Here is a 21,060-nt window from a genome sequence, read left to right as displayed (position 1 = left end):
GGACAGAGCTCGGCCTCTGTCCTGTTTTTGCGCATGATTGGCCGTGGCTGACCGGCCGGTTTTTTTATGTAACGTACGTGTGTGCAAACTCTGTTTTCTTTTACCCAAGCGGAAATTCTTTTCGTTCTCCTTTCGAGAAGGTCATGATCGACTGGTAGCCAACCTCCCGTGCCAGCTTCAGCGCCTGGTCAAAGTCAGCCCCGACATCTTCGGGGACATGGGCATCAGACGAGAGAACGATCGGAATTTTCTTGTTGCAGCACATTTCCAGCAGCCTTTTGTCCGGGTATAATTCGCCGACAGGCTTTCTTAAACCGGCTGTGCTTATTTCTACACATGTTTTTGACTCTGCAAGAGCGTTTACGGCCCGTTCGTATTGCGCCAATAAAAATTCTTCGTCCTTTGGTACATATTTGAAAATTTTCACAAGATCGAGATGCCCGACAATATCAAAAAGATTCGATTCAGCGAGGGTAACAACCTGATCAAAATAGGCAGTATACACTTCATGAATATCCCGTTTATCCCATTCATGTTTATATTCACTGAGATCGATGCCAAAATCACCGACCCAGTGGATTGAGCCAATCACATAATCAAAATCATATTGATTAATAAACTGGTCCATCTCTTTATGTTTTCCAGGCGTATAATCCATTTCGATCGACATCTTTACATCAATATTATGATCCCAGGCCGCGTGAAAAAGCTTTACATAATCCTTCATATCATAATATCTTCGTTCATTTACCCAATCGTTTTGCAAAATATTTGCAGTCTGATAGAAATGATAAGCATGTTCGGAAATCCCAAAATGGTCAATCCCTTTTTGGGCTGCCTGTTCAGTAAATTTCCGTAAATAGTCAAGTGTCAGCGTTCCCTTTTCCAGATGGTTATGATAATCCGTCAGCATATTCTCCGCCCTCTCCAATTTTTATCATTATACTTTTTAGAAAAGGACATCGGCAAGAAAAAAATCAATAATGGCATTCGGATTTATTCATCAATGCGAAGGGTCAGCAATTGCTGCGGCTGAATTAACGCTGATTCCAGATTATTTATTTCTATCAATTGTTTAACGGTCGTGTTTGCTGCGCGGGAAATACTTGTTAATGTATCGCCCGGTTGGACTATATACTGATTTTTACTGGACGATTTTATTGAAAGCTTTTGGTTTGGCTGAATCATCATATTTCCGTCAATTCCGTTTAAAGTTGTAATCGTGTTAATCGAGGTCTTGTAATGTTCAGCAATTGACCATAGGGTTTCGCCTGGCTGGACAGTGTGGATAATTTCCTGTTGGTGTTCTGGCTCTTTTTCAGACTTTACAGCTTCATTATCCAGGTCGTACGGGGGCTTGGCAGCAGCTTCAATTGCGGTATGACCAGGTTTATCATTTTTAAATACATGGACGGCTTCGCCCATTGCGATATTGCCTAACACGGCAACCGGGTTAACAGCATTTTTCTTTTCCGCTGTCCATTCTGCCTCATGAACTTCAAAGTGAAGATGTACTCCTGACGAATCGCCTGTATTGCCCATTCCCCCAATCAAATCACCCTGGCTGACCGTCTGGCCATCCTGTACATAGCGTTTATTTAAGTGCGCGTACACCGTCTCAAAATTATTTGGATGCCTTACAAACACGACATGTCCATACGAACCGGAGTAATATGATTTCACAACCGTTCCTCGATCGACAGCATAAATAGGCGCACCATTTTCCGCTGCGATATCTATTCCTTTGTGATGTCCATGTCTCGTGCCGTACAAATCTGTAATAACGCCATCAGCAGGCCAAATCCAATGGGCCGTTTGTTCGCTTATGTTCAGTGAGGCAGCCTGGGAGTGCTTTCCGCCAAGAAATAATAAACTAACACACAATGCCATAATACCGGCAATCAGAAATCTTTTTATGTAGTCTTTCATTCTTTTCCTCCTTAACTTGTACTCTCCCTTTCACCTTATGTATGTTTGTACTTTATTAGAACTTCATGTCAAAGTGTCAGCATATGAAAACAGTATTTGGTGTTTCCTGACATTTTATGCAAACTGATTTTTCTTAGGATTATTCGTTTCCTACGGCATACTCTTCTATATCTAGCCAACTTCATTCATTTTTCGGTTTAGCTTGTTACATTGTGAAATTGATTCAATTATTTAAAATTTTCAAATATAATAGAATCTTTTCTCATATTACTATAAAATGGAATCATCAGCCAATATTTTGCGTTCTTGAAGGAAGTGTGGGATCCGGTGAAAAAGAAAAAAGAAAAGCGCTATCTTCCGATCAGGTTAAACCTGTTATTTTTCGTTGTATTTATATTGTTTTCCTTATTGATATTAAGATTGGGAATCGTGCAAATTGTCTATGGAAATGATTTTAAACAGGAGGTCGACAGAACCGAAAACATTACTGTACAAAAACCCGTTCCGCGCGGAAAAATGTATGACCGGCATGGCAGAATCATCATCGATAATACGCCAATTAATGCGATAACGTATACTAAATTGCAGGGAACAACCCCGAAAGAAATGCTTGTGACGGCAGAAAATTTGGCTAAGCTGATCACCGTTGACACGGAAAAAATTCGGGAAAGGGATAAACAGGATTTCTGGATCCTGCGAAATCCGGAAAAAGCAGCCGGAAAAATTACAAAGGCTGAACTTCAGTTGTTTAAAAAGAAAAAATTGACCGATAAGCAGCTTTATCAGTTACAGCTTGATCGCATAACCGAAGAGGACTTAAAGGAGCTTTCGGAGGATGATTTAAAAGTTCTCGCGATTTACCGCGAACTAAATTCCGGCTACGCTTTGACACCGCAAATCGTGAAAAATGATCATGTCACAAAGGAAGAGTTTGCACTCGTCAGCGAAAATTTAAACGCGATGCCGGGAGTCGATACGACGGCTGACTGGCAAAGAAAATACTTATATGAACCTACATTGAAATCCGTGCTCGGAAACACTACTGAAACAGATGATGGCCTCCCTGAAGAGCGGATTGATTACTTTTTATCGCGAGGCTACAGCCGGAATGACCGGGTTGGCAAAAGTTATCTTGAGATGCAATATGAGGATGTATTACATGGCCATAAAGCAAAAATCAAAAACATCACCGATAAAGCCGGCAATGTCCTTGGCACTGAAGTCATTTCAGAAGGCCAGCGCGGCAAAGACCTTGTCTTAACGATCGATATGGACCTGCAGATTGCTGTTGAAAAAATCATTGAAGAACAGCTTTGGGCCACCAAGCAGCTACCACATACAAGCCTGCTTGACCGGGCATACGTCGTGTTAATCGAGCCTAAGACAGGAGAAATCTTAACGATGGCCGGAAAGAGAATCGTCAAAAACGAAGAGACCGGCCAGAACGAGATGATTGATGATGCACTTGGCAATATCACTACTACTTACAATGTCGGTTCCGCTGTTAAGGGGGCTACGGTTTTAACCGGTTTTAAAACGGGCGTGATCAAGCCTACTGACCGATTCGATGATACACCATTAAAATTTAAAGGCACTCCGCAGGAAAAAGGCTCGTACAAATATCTGGGCAAACCGGACGATGTTGAAGCTCTTAAACTGTCTTCCAATGTATATATGTTCCACACCGCAATCCGAATTGGAAAAGGGCACTACCGTCGAGACATGCCATTGCCTCTAGACATTCAGGGCTTCGGCACGATCAGGGATTCTTTTGCCCAGTTTGGATTAGGGGTAAGAACAGGAATCGACTTGCCAAATGAACAAAATGGCTTCAAAGGAATGAGTACCTTGCCAGGTCATATGCTTGATCTTGTCATCGGCCAGTATGACACGTACTCCACGATGCAGTTGGCCCAATACGTGTCAACGATCGCCAATGATGGATACCGGCTTAAACCGCATATTGTGAAAGAAATCCGCGAGCCCGCTTCCAATCAAAATGAGCTTGGTCCAGTTTTCAAGAAAATCCCGACTACGGTCTTAAATAAACTGGACGTTCAGGAGGAATGGCTTGATCGCGTCCAGCTCGGTTTTCAAAAGGTGATGCAGGAAAGCGGCGGAACGGGTTATCGGACCTTTGGTACTGCCACTTACCTGCCTGCCGGAAAAACAGGAACCGCCCAGGCATTCTACGACGGCCCACAGCGAAAAAAATCAGATGGGCCTCCTCCGGAAGTCATGAATCTGAGCTTAGTAGCATACGCTCCGTATAATAATCCGGAAGTAGCGATGGCCGTTATTGTTCCGTGGGTTTATCAGGCAGACAGCGGTCCCTCACCAAACATGGAGATTGGCCGGAAGGTCCTGGATACTTACTTCAGCTTAAAGCATCGCGCACAGCAATAGTAAAAAAGATCAGCCTTCTCTCGGCTGATCTTACTTTCTGATATTTTGCTTATTTGCTCCGAGCGGGACATTGATTACCTCGGCAACCGGAAAGCCGCCGATCGATTTCACCTCATCGTTTTTCAGGATGACAGCTTCGTAGCCGAAGTCTTTGGCTGTTAATAAAATCGCTTCGACCGTATAGACTAAATCCGCCGCATTTTCATTATTTTCAGAGCCCTTTAGCTCGACCGACAACAGCTTTGCATTTTTCTCGCCAGGTGTAATTTCGAAATGACTAGGTATCGATGGTATAAGGTTTCCCTCTGTTGATTGTTTCTGCATCGCGATAAACGCTTCATCGATCGTGTTATATTCCTTCGATGACGGAACTAAAAGCGGTTGTGCACGACCATCCTGGTTTAAGAAAAAGTAACCATGGTCACCGGTCGATTGAGCACTTGCCAAGTTGATCTCATTAAGCGGACCGTTATTCCCCAGCATCAACCCCGGTTCACCCGCTGTTTTCAGGATAACCGTATCAACTTTGCCGGCGAAATTTTGTTCCAGTACTTCTGGTATCGTGATCTCGCTGCGTGAGCCCTGGCCGTATTGCGAATCTGCCGCAAAATTAATGGTAAGTTCCCTCTTTGTTTCATCCATGCTTAACTCTGCCTTAAGAGGATAATACTCATCGAGACCCCAAGTCTCTTCCATAAGCTGGCCGGCTGTTTTCTTGTACAGGTCAAGCCATGGCTTTTTTTCCTCATTTGCAACAAGCACACTGATCGGGACAATATTGTTGCCACCATCTGCTGGCAAGGCGTATGTCAATAATTCCTGTCCGTTTAAATCGTCTTCATAAACGGCCGTCCTCTCAGGCAGCGGACTTAAAGCATCGGAGCCTTTTGCGGCAAATGTATTTTGGTTGTTTTCTTCCGGATTTGTCTGGATGTCCGCAGTTGATTCTTGCTGGCTATTCTTCTCCGCTTTGTCGGCACGACTATTGCTTTCCAGTGCGATCTTATTTTCTTGCCGCCCTTCATTTTGTCGCTCCGCCGATTCTAGATTCGTATCGCGAGCGGGGGAACTCCGCCAATCCAATAATTCGGGTGCCAAAATAAAGAAAAGGATTAAGGCGGCAGCCGTGGCCAAACCCGGCATGAGCCATGCCTGGCGCTTTCGTTTCCCGAGCTTTCCGGCAATATTTTGATGTATATCCTGAGGATTGCGATGATCTGTCAGCTTTGGCATTTGCCCGAGCAGCTTCTCAATGCGCTCATCGCTCCACTCTGATTTTTTCAATGCTCATACCCTCCTTTTCCATCGATTCTTCCATTCTCTTCTTTAACACCTTCAAGGCCCGGTGCTGGGTCGTTTTTACTTTACTTTCGGTCCAGTCCAGTGCTTGAGCCGTTTCGCTGATCGACAGCCCGTGGATATAACGCATAGTGACAACCATTCTTTGATCGACAGTACACTGTTTCAGACATCCGTACATCGCGCGAATTTCCTCATTCTGCATTGCTACCTCTTCCGGGATCGGCTGTTCATCCATGACTTGTTGGGTTGACCAGTCAAATCTGTCCAGCAGCCGCTGCTTCCATCCTTTTTGCTTGCGAAAGAAATCAATTGCAACATTCCTTGCAATCGAAAACAACCACGTTTTTTCGCTGCTCTTCCCCTCAAAACGCTCATAAGACTTCAGCACTCTAATATATACTTCCTGAACAAGATCCTCTGCCTGTTCTCTATTTCTCACCATATAAAATAAGAATTGAAATACATCCTGATGGTATTTTGTATACAATTCCTCAAAAACGGAGTCCATCGGTTCCCCTCCCCGTTCAAAATAATAGTCGTAATTTATGTATAAAAAGTTTCACCTTTGAGTCTCTCACATTGACATGGGCTTCTATTCGCTTTCCTTTTCCTAAATATAGACTCTTTCAAAGAAAAAAGGAAGGGCTTCAAGGAAATTCTTCCCTGTTCCTTCCTTCTTATATTTGCCTGCAAACAATGAATGTTTCCCGTGAATCAAGACTAATCGGCAAAACTGGCTAATTTATCCGATATTTCGAGGGACAAAAAACGAGAATATCGTGCCGAGGTTAAGCTTTGTTTGCACTGTAATATTTCCTTTATGGGCATCGATGATATTTTTGGCAATTGCAAGGCCAAGACCAGTACCGGAACGGCCCCGCGTTCTTGCCTTATCCGCTTTATAAAACCGTTCAAAAACAAACGGAATATCTTCTTCGGGAATTCCGGAGCCTGAGTCACTTACTTCCACAAACAAACCCCGTTCATTCGTTTTAATGATCACTTCAACCTTACCTGTATCCGGCGTATGCCTGATCGCATTATCAATTAAATTCGTTAGTACTTGTTCAATCCGGTCGGGATCAAATACGAAATATTCTTCATCACTTAAAATCGAAAAAGTGAGCTTGATTTCCTTGTCTTTTGCAAGCCCGTGAAACTTGCGGATAATCCTCTGGATATACGGACGAATTTCAACTGCTTCCGTATTTAGTTCGATATATCCCGCTTCCATCCGGGCCAGATCAAGGAGCTCGTTGACGAGGCGGCCCATCCGCAGCGATTCATCATAAATGACTTTAGCCATTTCCTGCTTTTCTTCAACCGTTCCGGCAATATCATCGACAATCGCCTCGCTATAGCCCTGCATCATCGAAATCGGCGTACGAAGCTCATGCGATACATTGGCAATAAAGTCTTTTCTGAGTTTATTCAGCTGGCGCTCCTCGGTCATATCCCGAATAACAGCGACAGCCCCGCGAATAAACTTGTTATTATATAAGGGACTGACAATGATCACCCAAAAACGGCCTTGAAAGGAGATCTCTCCTACCTGCTCCTTTTCGGTATCAACAGCAAGCTGGAATAATTCCATCACCTCGGAAGGAACTGCTTCCTGATTATTTGCTTCATGTTGTTCATAATACCAATTTTGCAGAAAACGTTCGGCCGGAGGGTTGGTGATCAAAATTGTCCCATCACGGTTAAACGTAATAACGCCATCGGCCATTCCGCTTAAAATGCTCGAAAGTTGCTCTTTCTCCTGGCTTAATGCGTTCATATTGAACTTCAATTGGCGGCCCATTTGGTTAAAAGCGGTAGCCAGTTCGCCTATTTCATCATTCGTTAAGATAGGAACCTTCGTGTCAAATTTTCCTCTCGCAACCTCAAAAGCAGCTTCGCGCATTTTCCGTAGCGGTGCCGTAATTCTCGTTGATAAGAAAAAAGCAAAAATCGTCGTTAAAATGATGGCAACTCCTGCGGCAAGCCAAATAAATTTGGTCGTCGAGCGGGTCGTTTCCTCCATCACTTCAAGTGATTGATAAATAAAAACAGCACCTGTTTCATTCAAAGGAACACCGACAATTAGTATTTGCGAATCACGGTTCATATTCGGGTTTTCTTCATTGACTGGAGAGATTTTTTTTACCGTATCCCTGTCGGTAAAAACCTTGGACAAATCTGGATCATCCCTTAATAAAGCAAGCGGTAAATCGTCGGTTCCCTGTGAATTTGGCGAAAGGTGATATTGGTTCTGGTCATCAAAGATTGCACCCTTCGTCACATCATCGAGCAATTCCCAGGATATCTCCAAACTTATTTGCAGATCGTTTTGCTCATGTTCCTCAATAATCCTGGCGATTTTACTTGCTGTTTTCGTTAATCCCTTTTCCGTTTCGTTTATATGGTAGTTTTCAAAAAATTCCATCATCATGATGGTGAGAATAAACAGCACGAACGAAACGAGAAAAAGAATCGTAATCCAAAGCTTACCGACTACACTTCGCCAAAACATCATTCGTTTCCAACTTCAAATTTATAGCCGACTCCCCATACAGTTACGATCATTTTCGCTGCCTGTTCCGAAACTTTATTCAGTTTCTCCCTGAGCCGCTTTACATGGGTATCTACGGTTCTTAGATCACCAAAAAATTCGTAATGCCAGACTTCCTTGAGCAGTTGTTCCCTATCAAACACCTTATCAGGTGAACGGGCAAGAAAATACAGCAATTCATATTCCTTCGGCGTCAAGCTCACTTCTTCGCCATCGGCCATGACACGGTGTGCATCATTATCGATTGTTAAATGCGGGAAAACAATCACATCTTTAGTCGTTGTCTCCGTTTGCAAATAAGTCGTTTTCGATGAGCGTCGCAACAGTGCTTTCACACGAAGCACCACTTCCCTTGGGCTGAAAGGCTTTACAATATAATCGTCTGTGCCGACCTCAAACCCCTGGACTCTGTTTACTTCTTCACCTTTCGCCGTCAACATTATGACCGGAGTTGCTTTTTTCTCACGGAGCTCACGGCAAACCTCTACTCCATCTTTGCCAGGCATCATCAAGTCGAGCAGAATCACATCATAGTCATTGGCCAGAGCCTTTGATAAAGCTTCGTTCCCATCCTCTGCTTCTTCAATTATGTAGCCTTCTCTTTCCAAATACATCCTCAACAAGCGGCGAATTCTTTCTTCATCATCTACTACTAACACTTTTACATCGTTTTCCACTGAACATTCCCCCTTGCAGATATTTTACAAAACAGCGGCCTTTAATGCCATATTTTTTCTAACATTGGGTTCTATGTATAATGTTGAGTTATACAAGATGTATTTAAAATAAAGCCTTCACTTTCTGATCAGTGAAGGCTCTATGAAAATGGACGGCGGTTAAGCGCCGGCATAAGAATGCAGGCCGGCAAGGACAAGATTTACGGCAATCAAGTTAAACATAATAATGATAAACCCGATTACAGCAAGCCAGGCCGATTTCTCACCATGCCATCCTTTAGACAAACGGAGATGAAGAAATGCAGCATAGAATAAAAACGTAATGAGTGCCCAAACTTCTTTCGGATCCCAACCCCAGAAACGTGTCCAGGCAATTTGCGCCCAGATCATCGCAAAAACGAGACCTCCGAGAGCGAATACGGGAAAACCAATCAAAACTGACCGATAGCTTATTTCATCGACAAGATCGAGTTTAATATTTTTCCCTAATGGTTGCAATGCTGCAGAAACACGCTTACGCAGAATTAAGCGCAGTAAACCGTATAGAATTAAACCAGCACCCATTGACCAGATAACTGTATTAAGTTTTTTTGCATTGATGAGAGCAGGCATTTCGACAAGAGGTTCCATTTTCCCTTTTGTCATCAGCTCACCTTCATGAGGTCCGGTAATCGCAGGTATAGTATAATCCTGGACTGCTTCCACGCCGTTTTTATCGATCCAGTTAAAAGACGCCTGATAGCCGCTTAAAGAAAATGCGCTCGCAACGATTACAAACCCTAACGTACTGATTAAGCCGTACATCACGACTTCGAGCCAAAAGGTCTTTTTGCTGCTTTTCGTCTGGTCTACAACCTTGACGAGATAAATCAATCCGGCAGCAAAGCTAACAGATAATATCGCTTCCCCGAGGGACACGGTGATGACATGAATGGTCAGCCAGTGACTCTGCAGGGCAGGGATCAATGGTGATATATCAGTCGGAAACATGCTTGCATAAGCAATGATCAATACAACAATTGGCAGGGTGAATAACCCTAACACAGGTGTTCGATACATAAAGAAGAACACAATAAAGGCACCGACCAGAGCCATACCGAAAAAGGTCGTGAATTCGAAGAGGTTGCTGACCGGCGTGTGTCCGGCCGCAATCCATCTAGTAATGAAATAACCGAGCTGGGCCGCAAAGCCGATAATCGTTAAAATGATTCCGATTTTCCCCCAGCCGTTAACTCCTGTTTTTTTCGAATCCTTCTCCTTTATCGCACCGCCGAAAAAAGCGATGGCAATTAAGTAAAGCAGAAAAGCTATATATAACAAGTTCGAGCTTAAAGCTGCCACTGTTTATCCCCCTTAAACTTCTTTTTCATTCTGCAGCTGATCTCCAGGTTCTTGAATACCGGTACCTTTTAACGCTGTTGTTATTTCTTTTTTCAAACCAAACCAGTTCTTATTCGTATGGGCAGCAACCCAAACCTTCCCATCCATTTGGCGAAACCAAATCCTGCGATGGTTCCAGTATGCCCCTTGAACGACACCAATCATAAAAATCGCGCCGCCAAGGCTGATAATCCAGAGCGTTAAATCCTTGCGAACCGTTAAAGCGGAAACATTTTTCGTTTCAACACCGTTAAAGGTCATTTTATATTGATTGTCATTTGAAGGCTCAATCGTTTTGCGAATCGCTACAAAACTGACTTCCCCCTCTGGCGTGTCAGGTGTGACCATTTTAAAGACGAAGGCCGGGTTGTTTGGTATCTTTGATTTTGTTATCGGCTCCCCATCGGAAATTTCATAATCTGGGTAATACTGGACAATTTCGACTGAGTAGCCGTTGCCCAAATCGTAGACATTTTCCGGATCATATAAATCGATCGTCAAATTCCCGAATGCTTCTTTCGATTCCTTGTTTTCAAGGATAAATGACATTTTATTCAGTTCATTGAGCTTATACTCTACCTGATACAAAGCAAAGTTTTCAAATTTCAGAGGGTCATTGACACGAATCTCGTAGTCTTTAACTTTTTTAAGCTCAGGTTCTTCACCGGCAACGGTGTCGCCTTGTTTTTTATAAAGGCTGACGTTCGATTGAAAGTTTTTCGCGACCATGCCGGAGCGTTCAATCGCTTCCTCAAATACTTCTTTATCTTTATCCTTATCATAGACTTCTAGAATAAATTGATCATTGGTTAAATAATATTGCCCGTCAGTTTCCGGGATTACCTTTGTCTCTCCCTCGCGGACCCAGAGGGTTTCATCGACGTACATGCCAGGCACGAATCTTAGCATCGCGCCAATTAAGAAGATGATCAAGCCGACATGGTTAACATACGGGCCCCACCTCGAAAAACGTCCCTTTTCAGCGAGGATATCGCCATTTTCTTCGCGAAGCTTGTACCTTCTCGCTTTAAGATTTTGTTTAATTCGATCAAAATCGTTTTCGCCTATCTCGTTGGTGTCGGTCATTCCAAAAATACGCTGCCTCTTCAGATAGCTTTCATGCCTTGAAACACGCTGTTTCTTTAAAGCGCGGTATAACGGGATAACCCGGTCAAGGCTGCAAATAACGAGCGACACACCAATTGATGCGATTAAAATTAGATACCACCATGAACTGTAGAGATTATGAAATCCAAGTTGATAATAGAGATTTCCCATCCATCCGTATTGGTCCTGATAATATTCAGACGCTGGCATGACCGGCGGGATATACATCTCCTGAGGAAAAATCGTCCCGAGCGAAGATGCTGATAAAGTAATGACAATCAGCCATACACCCACTTTTACGGACGAAAAAAAGTTCCAAATTTTATCAATTATCGTTTTATTGTAAGTTTGTGAACGCCTGGCACTGCCTTCATAGCGCATGTCAAGCAGCGCCTTGCCATTCTCCTGCTCCCCGAGCACCTTACCGCACGATTCACAAAGAACCGTTCCGTGCGGATTTACGTGCCCGCAATCACATTTTACATCATTCATATGAGAAAACTCCCTGTAACTTAAGGTTTGATCTGCTCCATAAAATTTTTAACCATGCTTTCAGTCAGCTCTCCGGTATGATATTTAATCACGGTGCCTTCTGCATCGATCAGAAACGTCGCAGGAAGAGGGTTGATTCCGTATGCTGATTGGACTTGCCCGTCCTCATCGATCACATTCGGAAAATCAAGGTTATATTTTTCAACAAATTTATTTACGGCCAGCTTTGACTCCCCAACATTTACTGCCAGCACTTGAACACCGTCATCTTTAAAATGATTGTATTGGTTGTTTATATATGGCATTTCTTTTTCACACGGTTTGCACCAAGTACCATAAAAATTTAAGAAAACTCCCTGTCCTTGATAATCTGAAAGGCGGTGTTTTTCCCCATTTATATCTGTTAACACAAAATCAGGCGCCTTTTCTCCTATTGCTACTTTCTGGATGTCGCCTTTTGTGAAGTTGGCGTATAAAGTATAGGCGACCGCTGTCCCTAGCAAAAGCAATATGACAGTCCTGATCATTAGGCGGTTTTTCTTCATAATCGCCCCTCCAAGCCTTTTTTTGCTAAAACAATTTGCTTTTTATTATACCATTTTTCAACATCTCGATATTGTTTATAAGAAGATCGATGTGTGAACGTTATATGAACTTTTTCATTTCTTGTTTTGTGCCAGTACTCTGAGCTGCTTTACCTCATGAGCCGTCAGCTCTCTTATTTCACCCGCCTTAAGCCCTTGTAACGTTAAAAATCCGTATCTTTCACGCTTAAGCTTTATGACTGGATGCCCGATTGCTTCAAACATTCTGCGCACCTGGCGATTGCGGCCTTCGTGAATGGAAATTTCAATGATGGCAGAATTTTTCCGTTTATCAAAAGACAGCAATTTCACTGTGGCAGGTGCTGTTTTGCCATCTTCGAGCCGGATCCCTCTTTCCAGGCTCCTCAGCTTTTCCTTTGCCGGCATCCCTTTGGTTTTCACTACATAGACTTTTTCTATTTCATTGCTTGGATGCATAAGCATGTTCGCAAATTCCCCGTCATTTGTCAGTAAAAGCAAACCTGAAGTGTCGTAGTCGAGCCTGCCGATTGGGTAAATTCTTTGTTCAATTCCTGAGAAATAATCAGTGACAACTTTTCTGTTTTTATCATCGCTTACGCTGGAAATAACACCGCGCGGCTTATAAAAAAGAAAATATACGGGTTCCTCTCGTTCAACCGGTATCCCATTTACTTCAACTTTATCATTGGGAGTAACTTTTACTCCTAATTCTTTGACGATTTTACCGTTTACTTTCACTTTGCCTTCGAGAATCAGTTCCTCCGCTTTGCGCCGCGATGCAAATCCGGCATGGGCAATAACCTTTTGGAGTCTTTCCATCTATGTCACCTCATCATTGATTGAATCGTTCTGCTCCAACTCCATTCGGGGTGAGATTCAGAAACCGACTTCACTTAATGAATTATGACATAAATCGTCCATTTTTCAAAGCTGCGCGGGTCTTGTTTCTTTTTTTGGAACATTGACTAAAAACTGCAATTAGGTAAAATAAGAAAAACCGCCGACTGGCGGGTGGCAAGTTGTATTGATATTAGTGATCTCCAATCATCAACCGGCTCCAAACAGGATGATTACTACAGCTATTGCCGCGATGATGCCGATTAAGTCGGCAAGCAGCCCCACTTTTACCGCGTCACCCATCTTTTTAATGCCGACGGCACCAAAATAAACTGTTAAAACATAGAAGGTTGTATCGGTGCTGCCCTGCAGGGTCGCAGCAAGCCGGCCGATGAACGAATCGGGGCCATAAACCGCAATTAAATCGCTCGTCATTCCAAGTGCAGCCGTTCCCGAAATCGGCCTGATAATCGCCAGGGGAACAATCTCGGCCGGGACACCGATCAAGGTTAACGCCGGCCTGATGATGTTCATGAAGTAGTCGAGTGCACCCGAAGCACGAAACACGGAAATCGCCACGAGCATCCCAACGAGAAAGGGAATGATTGACACGGCAATCTTGATGCCTTCCTTGCCTCCTTCTACGAAACTTTCATACGTCTCGACTCTTTTAAATGTTCCGTACAATAAAATGAATCCAATTAGAAACGGAATAAACCAGAGCGAAGCAACTGAAATGATCTCCATATCCATTCATCCTTTACGGCTTCTTCGGTAATAAAAGTAGCGGTCGATTAAGATTGCACCTATAGCAGAACATATGCTGGCGAGCAGAGTCGGGGCGACAATGTCCGTCGGGGACGCGGAATCATAGTTCATTCTTATCGCAATCACCGTCGTCGGGATCAACGTAATACTTGAAGTATTAATCGCAAGAAACGTAATCATCGACCGGCTTGCGGAATTTTTCCCTCCATTTAGTGCTTTCAACTGCTCCATCGCTTTTATTCCGAGTGGGGTAGCGGCATTTCCGAGCCCAAACATATTGGCCATCATGTTTGATAATATATAACCCATCGCTGGATGATCGGCAGGGATTTCGGGAAATAGCTTTTTCACAAACGGCCTGAACAAAAGGGACAATTTTGCTAGTAGTCCGGCGTCCTCGGCAATTTTCATCATGCCCAGCCAGAAGACAAGAATGCTGATCAGGCCAATACAGAGCGTGACCGCTTCCTTTGCTCCAATGAAAATCGCTTCGTTGACCTCATCCATCGTTCCATTGACCATCGCAAAAACAATTCCAATAATTGTCATAAACACCCAAATATAGTTAACCATGCTGCTTCAACCCAACTATCGCTTGAAATATATTTTTAAACAAATCAAAGAATCCTTTTTTCTTTTTCGTATTCTTTTCATAAAAGACAGGCTCGCTCCCGATGATTTTCCCATCTAAATAAATGACCGCTTTACCGACAATATCAGGTACTTCTTCATCATCCCAGTGTGGCTTTGCGATTTTATATTTCACTTTAAAAAGCTTTTTTTCCTCTTCTTTCACAGGATATTTAAAAGCGTGGTCGAGATAGGTTCTGCCCTTGTAAAAAGGCTCTGTTATTTGTTCGACATATCCTTCCGGTAAAATTTCAACGAGTGTATAGTCCGTAAATGCCATCTCAAATAATTGGATATGGTCATTCCAGTCATCCGAAGCATTCAAGGTGACCGCAATTAAATTCATGTCATTCTTTTCTGCCGTTGAGACAAGCGTTCGTTTAGCCCGCTTCGTGTAGCCTGTTTTGCCGCCGGTGCTATATTCGTACAATTGTGTCAGCATTCGGTTTTTATTTCGCCACACCCTGTCCCAGCGCTCATTCGGATTGGGTGCCCTGTAGACTTTGGTTGCGGAAATTTCTTTGTATGTATCATTCATCATTGCATATCGGGTCAGCAAGGCCATATCGTATGCAGTAGAATAGTGTTTTTCATGATCATCAAGCCCGTGCGGGTTTTCAAAATGAGTGTCGGTCATACCGATCTCTTTTGCTTTTTCGTTCATAAGGAATACAAACCCGTCAAGGCTCCCGCCTACATGCTCGGCAATCGCCACGGCTGCATCATTTCCTGACCTCAACATTAAACCATACACTAAATCTTCAAGTTTGATCTTTTCACCGGGCTGCAAATAAATAGCCGAGCCATCCGTGCGAACAGCTTTGTTGGAAACCTTCACTTTTTCATCCATTTTCCCGGATTCTATGGCGAGGATCGCCGTCATAATCTTTGTGATACTGGCAATTCTCCGAACGGTATGGGCATCCTTTTCATAAAGAACCCGCCCTGATTCCTGCTCGATTAAAATAGCGCTTCTTGCGCTAATAGAAACAGAAGCTTCAAGCTTCTGGGGTACGCTGAAAATCAATATTGAGATGATGATAGAAATGATCGTCAATTTCCCTTTCCTGTGCATTTTCGCGACCTCTTCTCCTTTGGTGATTTGTACAAGTTTATGCAGGACAAGGTCTGTTATGACTAGAAATGGGTAACTGGAGACGATTTAGAAGGGCTGTGTTATAGAAGACGACAAAAAAAAGAAAAACACGGGGTGTTTTCCGCAAATTTTAATAGGGGCGCCATTTCAGCTGGCTCGCTTTTTCGAATCGATCCTCCGCGTTCCGCCAGTTTACAATTTCCCACCAGTTATCAACATATTCAGCGCGGTTATTTTGATATTGTAAATAATAGGCGTGCTCCCAAACATCGAGAACGAGAATCGGAATCGTGTCCCATTGGGTTAACAGATTATGCCGCTCCGATTGAAGAATTTCAAGATGCCTTGAGCGGGGCGACCAGACAAGCAGCGCCCAGCCTACACCTTCGACCTGCTTGGCCGCCTCGCTAAAGTGTTTCTGAAAGGCTTCAAAGCTGCCAAAATATTTGTCTATCTCTTTAAGCAGTTTGCCTTGCGGGCGTCCGCCCCCGGCCGGGCTCATATTATTCCAAAAAATTGTATGAAGATAATGGCCCGAACCATGAAAGGCCAGTTCCCTTGACCAGTGTTTGACGAGAGAAAAATCACCTGACTCCCTTGCTTTTTTAAGCATGATTTCCGCTTTATTTAACCCGTCAACATAGGAGCGATGGTGCTTATCATGGTGAATCCGCATGATTTCTTCAGAAATAACCGGTTCGAGTGCATCATAACGATAAGGAAGCGGCGGTAATATATGTTTCCCCGCTTCTATGTCTGCCCCGGTCATCCATACTGTTCCAAGCTGCTGCCGCTCTGCAAAATAGGCTTCCATTTCCCGATGTAACAGATTGGTCTCTGTTTGCAGGTTTGCCAATTCCTCTGTAGAAAGAGTTTTTGCTGCCCCTTCAACAATTTCCGAGAACCGGTCTAGTTTGTTCCATATTTCTTCATGCTCCTGGACATTTTGTGATTTCAGGAAATCCTTTAGATCTTTATTCCAAACAAATACACTTTTTACATATTCCTCAAAACGACTCATACGCAACCCCGCTTTCACTGTATGTTCTTTCTTATCGTATGAGCCCATTTATTGAAAGTTTCACGTTTTTTTAACGATTAAGGTCCGCGCTAATTTTTGCAAAAAAAAAAGAATGCCGCAATCGTATCGGCATTCGCTTTATTAGTTTGATTGGATCATTTTGGTCCGGTAGTCTGTTTCATAATATTCAAGTTCTTCTCTGATCTTTTGAAAGTCTGCCTCGACACTCTTTAATAGCTGGTGAATGCTTTCTGGCACATCCAAACGGAATTTAATCGAATTCTTCCCCGTGTAGGCGGAACGGCTATCCTCAAACCAAGCATCATTTTTCGGTGAAAAGAATTCTTCGATGCATTGATGGTAAATGCGGTACAATACCTTTTCAGCTCCCCCTTTTGAAAATGGCTCGCTTTTTAAAATAACCGAACAAGCATCGAGGCCTTCCTCACAGTAAACCAGTAATTTCCTCATATTTGAAAGAATCGATCTATAATACATGCTGTCGCCTGCTAATTCCTGCTCAAGTGCGGTAAGCGTCGTTTCGTTTAAAAATCCTTCAAGAGTTGAAACCGTTTTTTCCAAAAAATTCTTTACTTCTTCTACCTGCAGCTTCACAATCGTATTTCCCAAAATCAAACACCTCCGATATTATTTGTGGTTAGTGCGGCTGAACGATGAACTCGAGCGGTGAACGAAGTTCGTATCCTTGCTTTCCGCCTATCGCCGCAAAGATCTCCGGCAATTTTTTGTAATCAAGATCTTGAAAATAAGCTGCAAACTCATTTCTATTATTTATGTATATTCTTTTGCGATGGCGAAAACCCGGATTTTTAAGCAAACAGGCTAGCGCAACGATATCCCGGAAATAAACGGGGCTGGAATCCGCTTGAAATATAGGATCCTGTTTGAACGGAGTAAATTCTTGCATCGATTCTTCAAAAAAACGAACATATAAGACGTGTACAGTTTTTTCGACGCCGCCCTCAATGAAAGTGATTTCACTTCTATTAAAATAGTCTTCAAAAGAATTGGATTGTTCTTTTTCCAACTCATACCCTTTGCACTGCTTGATAAGCAAAAATAACCCCTCCCATAATTGCTGCGGCACCATGTTTATAAATAATGGAGCTGTCAGAAAGTTAAATTTATTTTACCATACAATGATTGACCTTGTCAGGAATTGGCCTTCTCCTGGAATTTTTCAAAAAACAGATCCGCTTCGTCCTGAATGAATTCATCATCCGTGCTCTCCGGCAGAGGCGGAAGCTCCTCAATGCTTTTCAAACCAAAATAATCAAGAAACTCCTTTGTCGTCCCATATAAATACGCGCGGCCCGTTCCTTCCGCCCGGCCAACTTCTTTAATAAGGGCTTTAGCCGATAAAGTGTGCAGTGGCCGTTCGGTTTTAACACCGCGAATTTCTTCAATTTCAGCACGGGTGATCGGCTGTTTATAAGCAACAATCGCAAGCGTTTCAAGTGCTGCCTGGGAAAGATATGCGGCCCCGGGCGATTCGACAAGCTTTATTAAATAAGGGGCATTTTCTTTTTTGGTGACGAGCTGGTAAGTTCCAGCAAGCTGCACAATCATAATTCCCCGCCCCGCGTCTTGTTCATATTCCTGCTTTAAGTCTTGAATGGCCGCTTGTGCGGTATGTTCGTCGGTTTCCAAAGACTTAATGATTTGCTCCAGTGTAAGCCCTTCATCCCCTGCTGCAAACAAAAGGCTTTCCAGAATTCCTTTCCAATTAACGATCTCCAACAGATTGTGCTCCTTCCACTGCCGATAAATATATGTCTGCAAAATTGTGTTCTTGTTCGACACTGATTTCCTTTAGCTTCATTAGCTCAAGGATCGCTAAAAATGTAACGACGATATGCTCACGAACAGGGACGGAAAACAGCTCTGTAAAGCTTTTGCGGCCCTTAAAGTTTTTCAGTTCTGCGACGATCTCAGCCATTCGTTTTTCGATAGAAATTTCCTGTCGAGATATTTTTGTTGCCAGCGGTTTTTGCAGTTTTTTTCTTCTTAACAGTTTTTGAAAGGCACCCAGCATATCATACAATGATACATTCAGTTCGGCTGTTTTCGATTTCGTCTCGTCTGCATAGCCGGAAAGGTCAGCCGGTGCCTTTGTATACATGAGGCCCCGTTCCTGCTCCATAAACTTGAGATCATGGGCAGCTTCTTTGTATTTTCGATATTCAATCAACCGTTCAACAAGTTCATCTCTTGGATCTGCTTCAAAATCGACGGAGAATTCATCTTCGTCCAATTCCTCCTCATGTTTAGGAAGAAGCATCTTGCTTTTAATCGCCAGCAGCGTTGCCGCCATGACGAGATATTCACTGGCCACATCGAGCTGGAGCTCTTTCATTGCATGTATATATAATAAATATTGCTCTGTTATTTTTGAGACTGGAATATCGTATATGTCTATTTCAAGCCGATTAATGAGATGAAGCAGCAAATCGAGCGGCCCCTCAAATGCATCAATCTTAACGTTATATTGCATAGTACCCACCAATATTTTCTTTAAAATTGTTCGTTTGTTTTATTACTAGTATAGAGGATTCGCAATGGTTGTCCAATAGAAATTTAATCATCCCCATCTTTCACCCGAAAATATTGGATTCGCCCAAACCAAATAACCCAGACCCACATATGCTGTGATTGTTAACAGAAACGCATTTTATAGGAGGAATGTAACTATGTCCGATGGAAAAGGCTATGGATATGGAGCAGGCTTTGCGCTGATTGTTGTTTTGTTTATTTTACTCATCATCGTAGGCGCTTCTTGGCTTTGTTAAAACAGTAGCTCTGGCGAAAGCTGGATATTGGACTGTAACCGTACGATTCGCAATTAAACGAATCGTTTAGTGTGTTTGCCGGGGCATTGTCAGCTGAAAAGGGAGGCTGCTCCCATTTCAGCTGGCATTTTTCGCTTTTGACATTGTTCGGATTAAGGAATCAGAAGTCTTTTATGGTAAAATGTCTTTACATAATTGCGGGAGTGAACCTATGTATCCGAAAGCGTATATTTCATATCTTGCCCATTTTCATGGCGACCGTGACTATTTTGAATGCCATGAAATTTTAGAGGAATATTGGAAAAGCATTAATGGTGAAAAAGAGTCAGTATGGGTCGGCCTCATCTTAACAGCTGTATCTGCTTATCATCATCGGCGTGGAAATTTTTCGGGGGCGCACAAAACGTTAAAAAAAGCCATCTCGATATTTGAATCAAAACGCGGGGACCTTGCTGAACTCAGCTTGGATGAAGAGCTTCTGCTTGAAAACCTAAATGATTTATTGGCGGCGATCGAAAATAAAAAGCCTTATACAAGCTTTGCATTTCCGATCACTGATAAGATGCTTATTGCCTCTTGTATCCAGGAATGCGAGTTTACTGGTATGAATTGGGAAAGCCCAAGTGATTTAAATAATGAAAATCTGTTACACCGCCATTTGCTGCGTGATCGTACAGATGTTATCGAAGAACGGGAACAAGCAAGAAGGGAAAAAAATAGAGGCTGACCCGCTATTTCTGGATCAGCCTTCCTACTTATTTATAAAGGGGCCTCATCGGTCCTGTCATCATCCAAATCACATTTATTGATAAATGCGGCAGTGTATTCATTGGCGATAAATTGGTGTTCTGGATATAATTCCTTAAGCGATTTAACCATTGCTTTTCCGATCCCCTGCTGCCTGTGGGAAGGATTAACTGAAATATGCTGGATCTCGCCAGACCTATCCGCAAATTTCACACCAAGCAAGCCGATAATATCCTCTTCTTGCCTCCATAAGAACAATTTCTGGTCTTCTTCGGATTCATACTGCTTGATCGTTTGTTGGAGTTTTTTCAAATCCTTTTCGGTCGGCATAAATGATAAAAGGCCCATTGCGATTTTTTCAAATGATTTTTTATACCTGATTAACATATTTATCCCTCTTTAACGAATTAGACACGTTTTCGTATATTTTGCTTAGCAACCTATTTTTCCCTATTCGCGGAAACTTTAAACTTTTTTTATTATATGTATTAAAAATATGCCTGTTCGTGTAATCGTCCTGATCATACAAAATCTAGCTTTATTCAACAAGTAAATACTATTGTGTAGGTGGAAAGGCGAGCCAGTAGTAGACTCCCCAGCCCAACGATATAACGAGAATCAGAATAAACAAAATCCAATTGCTTTTTTTCATAATCGCATCCGCAACCTCCCGGGTTCTAAAGTAATCAGTGCGCTGTTTTCTGACTTCAGGCAACCTTTGCTGGATGGCTGACTTTT

The 21,060-nt window shown here is 42.8% G+C and carries 22 protein-coding genes; 3 read left to right on the top strand and 19 right to left on the bottom strand.

Features of this window, described 5'->3' with window-relative positions:
- Positions 1-100: 100 nt before the first annotated feature.
- The gene (locus CVD23_RS11810; RefSeq protein ID WP_101575766.1) at positions 101-913 is read right to left on the bottom strand and encodes a histidinol-phosphatase; all 813 of its coding nucleotides are present in this window, start codon (positions 911-913) and stop codon (positions 101-103) included.
- Positions 914-996: 83 nt separating this feature from the next.
- Positions 997-1,929, bottom strand: coding sequence for a M23 family metallopeptidase (locus CVD23_RS11805; RefSeq protein ID WP_101575765.1), 933 nt, complete (start codon positions 1,927-1,929; stop codon positions 997-999).
- Positions 1,930-2,256: 327 nt separating this feature from the next.
- On the opposite strand from CVD23_RS11805, the gene CVD23_RS11800 reads away from it, so the two are divergent.
- Positions 2,257-4,335 (top strand): peptidoglycan D,D-transpeptidase FtsI family protein, encoded by a 2,079-nt coding sequence (locus CVD23_RS11800; RefSeq protein ID WP_101666120.1) that lies wholly within the window; start codon positions 2,257-2,259, stop codon positions 4,333-4,335.
- 30 nt (positions 4,336-4,365) lie between these two features.
- On the opposite strand, the gene CVD23_RS11795 is transcribed toward CVD23_RS11800, so the two are convergent.
- From CVD23_RS11795 to CVD23_RS11720, 16 genes are all read right to left on the bottom strand, one after another.
- The gene (locus CVD23_RS11795; RefSeq protein WP_101575763.1) at positions 4,366-5,619 is read right to left on the bottom strand and encodes a negative regulator of sigma-X activity; all 1,254 of its coding nucleotides are present in this window, start codon (positions 5,617-5,619) and stop codon (positions 4,366-4,368) included.
- The gene (sigX, locus tag CVD23_RS11790; protein WP_101575762.1) at positions 5,594-6,145 is read right to left on the bottom strand and encodes an RNA polymerase sigma factor SigX; all 552 of its coding nucleotides are present in this window, start codon (positions 6,143-6,145) and stop codon (positions 5,594-5,596) included. The genes CVD23_RS11795 and sigX overlap by 26 nt, the downstream gene beginning before the upstream one ends.
- A 234-nt stretch (positions 6,146-6,379) precedes the next feature.
- Positions 6,380-8,155 (bottom strand): ATP-binding protein, encoded by a 1,776-nt coding sequence (locus tag CVD23_RS11785; protein WP_101666119.1) that lies wholly within the window; start codon positions 8,153-8,155, stop codon positions 6,380-6,382.
- Positions 8,152-8,868 (bottom strand): response regulator transcription factor, encoded by a 717-nt coding sequence (locus tag CVD23_RS11780; protein ID WP_101575760.1) that lies wholly within the window; start codon positions 8,866-8,868, stop codon positions 8,152-8,154. The genes CVD23_RS11785 and CVD23_RS11780 overlap by 4 nt, the downstream gene beginning before the upstream one ends.
- Positions 8,869-9,027: 159 nt before the next feature.
- Complete coding sequence (gene ccsB, locus CVD23_RS11775) at positions 9,028-10,209, bottom strand: c-type cytochrome biogenesis protein CcsB (protein ID WP_101575759.1); 1,182 nt, start codon at positions 10,207-10,209, stop codon at positions 9,028-9,030.
- Positions 10,210-10,221: 12 nt separating this feature from the next.
- Entirely contained in the window at positions 10,222-11,847 is a 1,626-nt protein-coding gene (locus CVD23_RS11770; RefSeq protein WP_101575758.1) for a cytochrome c biogenesis protein ResB, read from the bottom strand.
- A gap of 20 nt (positions 11,848-11,867) precedes the next feature.
- Positions 11,868-12,392 (bottom strand): thiol-disulfide oxidoreductase ResA, encoded by a 525-nt coding sequence (gene resA, locus CVD23_RS11765; RefSeq protein ID WP_101575757.1) that lies wholly within the window; start codon positions 12,390-12,392, stop codon positions 11,868-11,870.
- Positions 12,393-12,506: 114 nt separating this feature from the next.
- Positions 12,507-13,232: a 23S rRNA pseudouridine(2605) synthase RluB gene (gene rluB, locus CVD23_RS11760; protein ID WP_101575756.1), complete on the bottom strand. Its 726-nt coding sequence runs from the start codon at positions 13,230-13,232 to the stop codon at positions 12,507-12,509.
- Positions 13,233-13,460: 228 nt separating this feature from the next.
- Positions 13,461-13,997, bottom strand: coding sequence for a spore maturation protein (locus CVD23_RS11755; protein ID WP_101575755.1), 537 nt, complete (start codon positions 13,995-13,997; stop codon positions 13,461-13,463).
- A 6-nt stretch (positions 13,998-14,003) separates the two neighbouring features.
- Positions 14,004-14,591: a nucleoside recognition domain-containing protein gene (locus CVD23_RS11750; protein ID WP_101575754.1), complete on the bottom strand. Its 588-nt coding sequence runs from the start codon at positions 14,589-14,591 to the stop codon at positions 14,004-14,006.
- A complete protein-coding gene (locus CVD23_RS11745) occupies positions 14,584-15,723 on the bottom strand; it encodes a D-alanyl-D-alanine carboxypeptidase family protein (RefSeq protein ID WP_101666118.1) in 1,140 nt (379 codons plus the stop codon). The genes CVD23_RS11750 and CVD23_RS11745 overlap by 8 nt, the downstream gene beginning before the upstream one ends.
- A gap of 151 nt (positions 15,724-15,874) precedes the next feature.
- The gene (locus CVD23_RS11740; RefSeq protein ID WP_101575752.1) at positions 15,875-16,765 is read right to left on the bottom strand and encodes a superoxide dismutase; all 891 of its coding nucleotides are present in this window, start codon (positions 16,763-16,765) and stop codon (positions 15,875-15,877) included.
- A gap of 141 nt (positions 16,766-16,906) precedes the next feature.
- Positions 16,907-17,395 carry a YpuI family protein gene (locus tag CVD23_RS11735; RefSeq protein WP_101575751.1) on the bottom strand — a complete coding sequence of 163 codons (489 nt, stop codon included), beginning with the start codon at positions 17,393-17,395 and terminating at the stop codon, positions 16,907-16,909.
- A gap of 28 nt (positions 17,396-17,423) precedes the next feature.
- The gene (locus CVD23_RS11730) at positions 17,424-17,843 is read right to left on the bottom strand and encodes a hypothetical protein (protein WP_101575750.1); all 420 of its coding nucleotides are present in this window, start codon (positions 17,841-17,843) and stop codon (positions 17,424-17,426) included.
- A 95-nt stretch (positions 17,844-17,938) separates the two neighbouring features.
- On the bottom strand, positions 17,939-18,526 hold the full coding sequence (gene scpB, locus CVD23_RS11725; protein ID WP_101575749.1) for an SMC-Scp complex subunit ScpB: 588 nt from the start codon (positions 18,524-18,526) through the stop codon (positions 17,939-17,941).
- Complete coding sequence (locus CVD23_RS11720) at positions 18,513-19,280, bottom strand: segregation/condensation protein A (RefSeq protein WP_101575748.1); 768 nt, start codon at positions 19,278-19,280, stop codon at positions 18,513-18,515. Before CVD23_RS11720 ends, scpB begins: the two co-directional genes overlap by 14 nt.
- A 196-nt stretch (positions 19,281-19,476) precedes the next feature.
- On the opposite strand from CVD23_RS11720, the gene CVD23_RS11715 reads away from it, so the two are divergent.
- Both CVD23_RS11715 and CVD23_RS11710 read left to right on the top strand, forming a co-directional pair.
- Positions 19,477-19,575: a YjcZ family sporulation protein gene (locus CVD23_RS11715; RefSeq protein WP_101575747.1), complete on the top strand. Its 99-nt coding sequence runs from the start codon at positions 19,477-19,479 to the stop codon at positions 19,573-19,575.
- Between the two features lie 211 nt (positions 19,576-19,786).
- Positions 19,787-20,302: a DUF309 domain-containing protein gene (locus tag CVD23_RS11710; RefSeq protein ID WP_101575746.1), complete on the top strand. Its 516-nt coding sequence runs from the start codon at positions 19,787-19,789 to the stop codon at positions 20,300-20,302.
- Between the two features lie 32 nt (positions 20,303-20,334).
- Here the strand turns inward: CVD23_RS11710 and CVD23_RS11705 are convergent, their stop codons facing one another.
- Complete coding sequence (locus CVD23_RS11705) at positions 20,335-20,709, bottom strand: GNAT family N-acetyltransferase (RefSeq protein ID WP_101575745.1); 375 nt, start codon at positions 20,707-20,709, stop codon at positions 20,335-20,337.
- Positions 20,710-21,060: the final 351 nt, after the last annotated feature.

This window comes from Bacillus sp. V33-4, from assembly GCF_002860225.1.
In the GTDB taxonomy this organism is placed as follows: domain Bacteria; phylum Bacillota; class Bacilli; order Bacillales; family Cytobacillaceae; genus Bacillus_BJ; species Bacillus_BJ canaveralius.
This window is presented reverse-complemented; position numbering and strand designations above follow the sequence as displayed.

What these genes read in the sequence shown, in the direction of transcription:
- CVD23_RS11810 (WP_101575766.1), bottom strand. Translation starts at nt 913, where the DNA reads ATGCTGACGGATTATCATAACCATCTGGAAAAGGGAACGCTGACACTT.
- CVD23_RS11805 (WP_101575765.1), bottom strand. Translation starts at nt 1,929, where the DNA reads ATGAAAGACTACATAAAAAGATTTCTGATTGCCGGTATTATGGCATTG.
- sigX (WP_101575762.1), bottom strand. Translation starts at nt 6,145, where the DNA reads ATGGACTCCGTTTTTGAGGAATTGTATACAAAATACCATCAGGATGTA.
- CVD23_RS11785 (WP_101666119.1), bottom strand. Translation starts at nt 8,155, where the DNA reads ATGATGTTTTGGCGAAGTGTAGTCGGTAAGCTTTGGATTACGATTCTT.
- CVD23_RS11770 (WP_101575758.1), bottom strand. Translation starts at nt 11,847, where the DNA reads ATGAATGATGTAAAATGTGATTGCGGGCACGTAAATCCGCACGGAACG.
- resA (WP_101575757.1), bottom strand. Translation starts at nt 12,392, where the DNA reads ATGAAGAAAAACCGCCTAATGATCAGGACTGTCATATTGCTTTTGCTA.
- rluB (WP_101575756.1), bottom strand. Translation starts at nt 13,232, where the DNA reads ATGGAAAGACTCCAAAAGGTTATTGCCCATGCCGGATTTGCATCGCGG.
- CVD23_RS11755 (WP_101575755.1), bottom strand. Translation starts at nt 13,997, where the DNA reads ATGGAGATCATTTCAGTTGCTTCGCTCTGGTTTATTCCGTTTCTAATT.
- CVD23_RS11750 (WP_101575754.1), bottom strand. Translation starts at nt 14,591, where the DNA reads ATGGTTAACTATATTTGGGTGTTTATGACAATTATTGGAATTGTTTTT.
- CVD23_RS11745 (WP_101666118.1), bottom strand. Translation starts at nt 15,723, where the DNA reads ATGCACAGGAAAGGGAAATTGACGATCATTTCTATCATCATCTCAATA.
- CVD23_RS11740 (WP_101575752.1), bottom strand. Translation starts at nt 16,765, where the DNA reads ATGAGTCGTTTTGAGGAATATGTAAAAAGTGTATTTGTTTGGAATAAA.
- CVD23_RS11720 (WP_101575748.1), bottom strand. Translation starts at nt 19,280, where the DNA reads ATGCAATATAACGTTAAGATTGATGCATTTGAGGGGCCGCTCGATTTG.
- CVD23_RS11715 (WP_101575747.1), top strand. Translation starts at nt 19,477, where the DNA reads ATGTCCGATGGAAAAGGCTATGGATATGGAGCAGGCTTTGCGCTGATT.
- CVD23_RS11710 (WP_101575746.1), top strand. Translation starts at nt 19,787, where the DNA reads ATGTATCCGAAAGCGTATATTTCATATCTTGCCCATTTTCATGGCGAC.
- CVD23_RS11705 (WP_101575745.1), bottom strand. Translation starts at nt 20,709, where the DNA reads ATGTTAATCAGGTATAAAAAATCATTTGAAAAAATCGCAATGGGCCTT.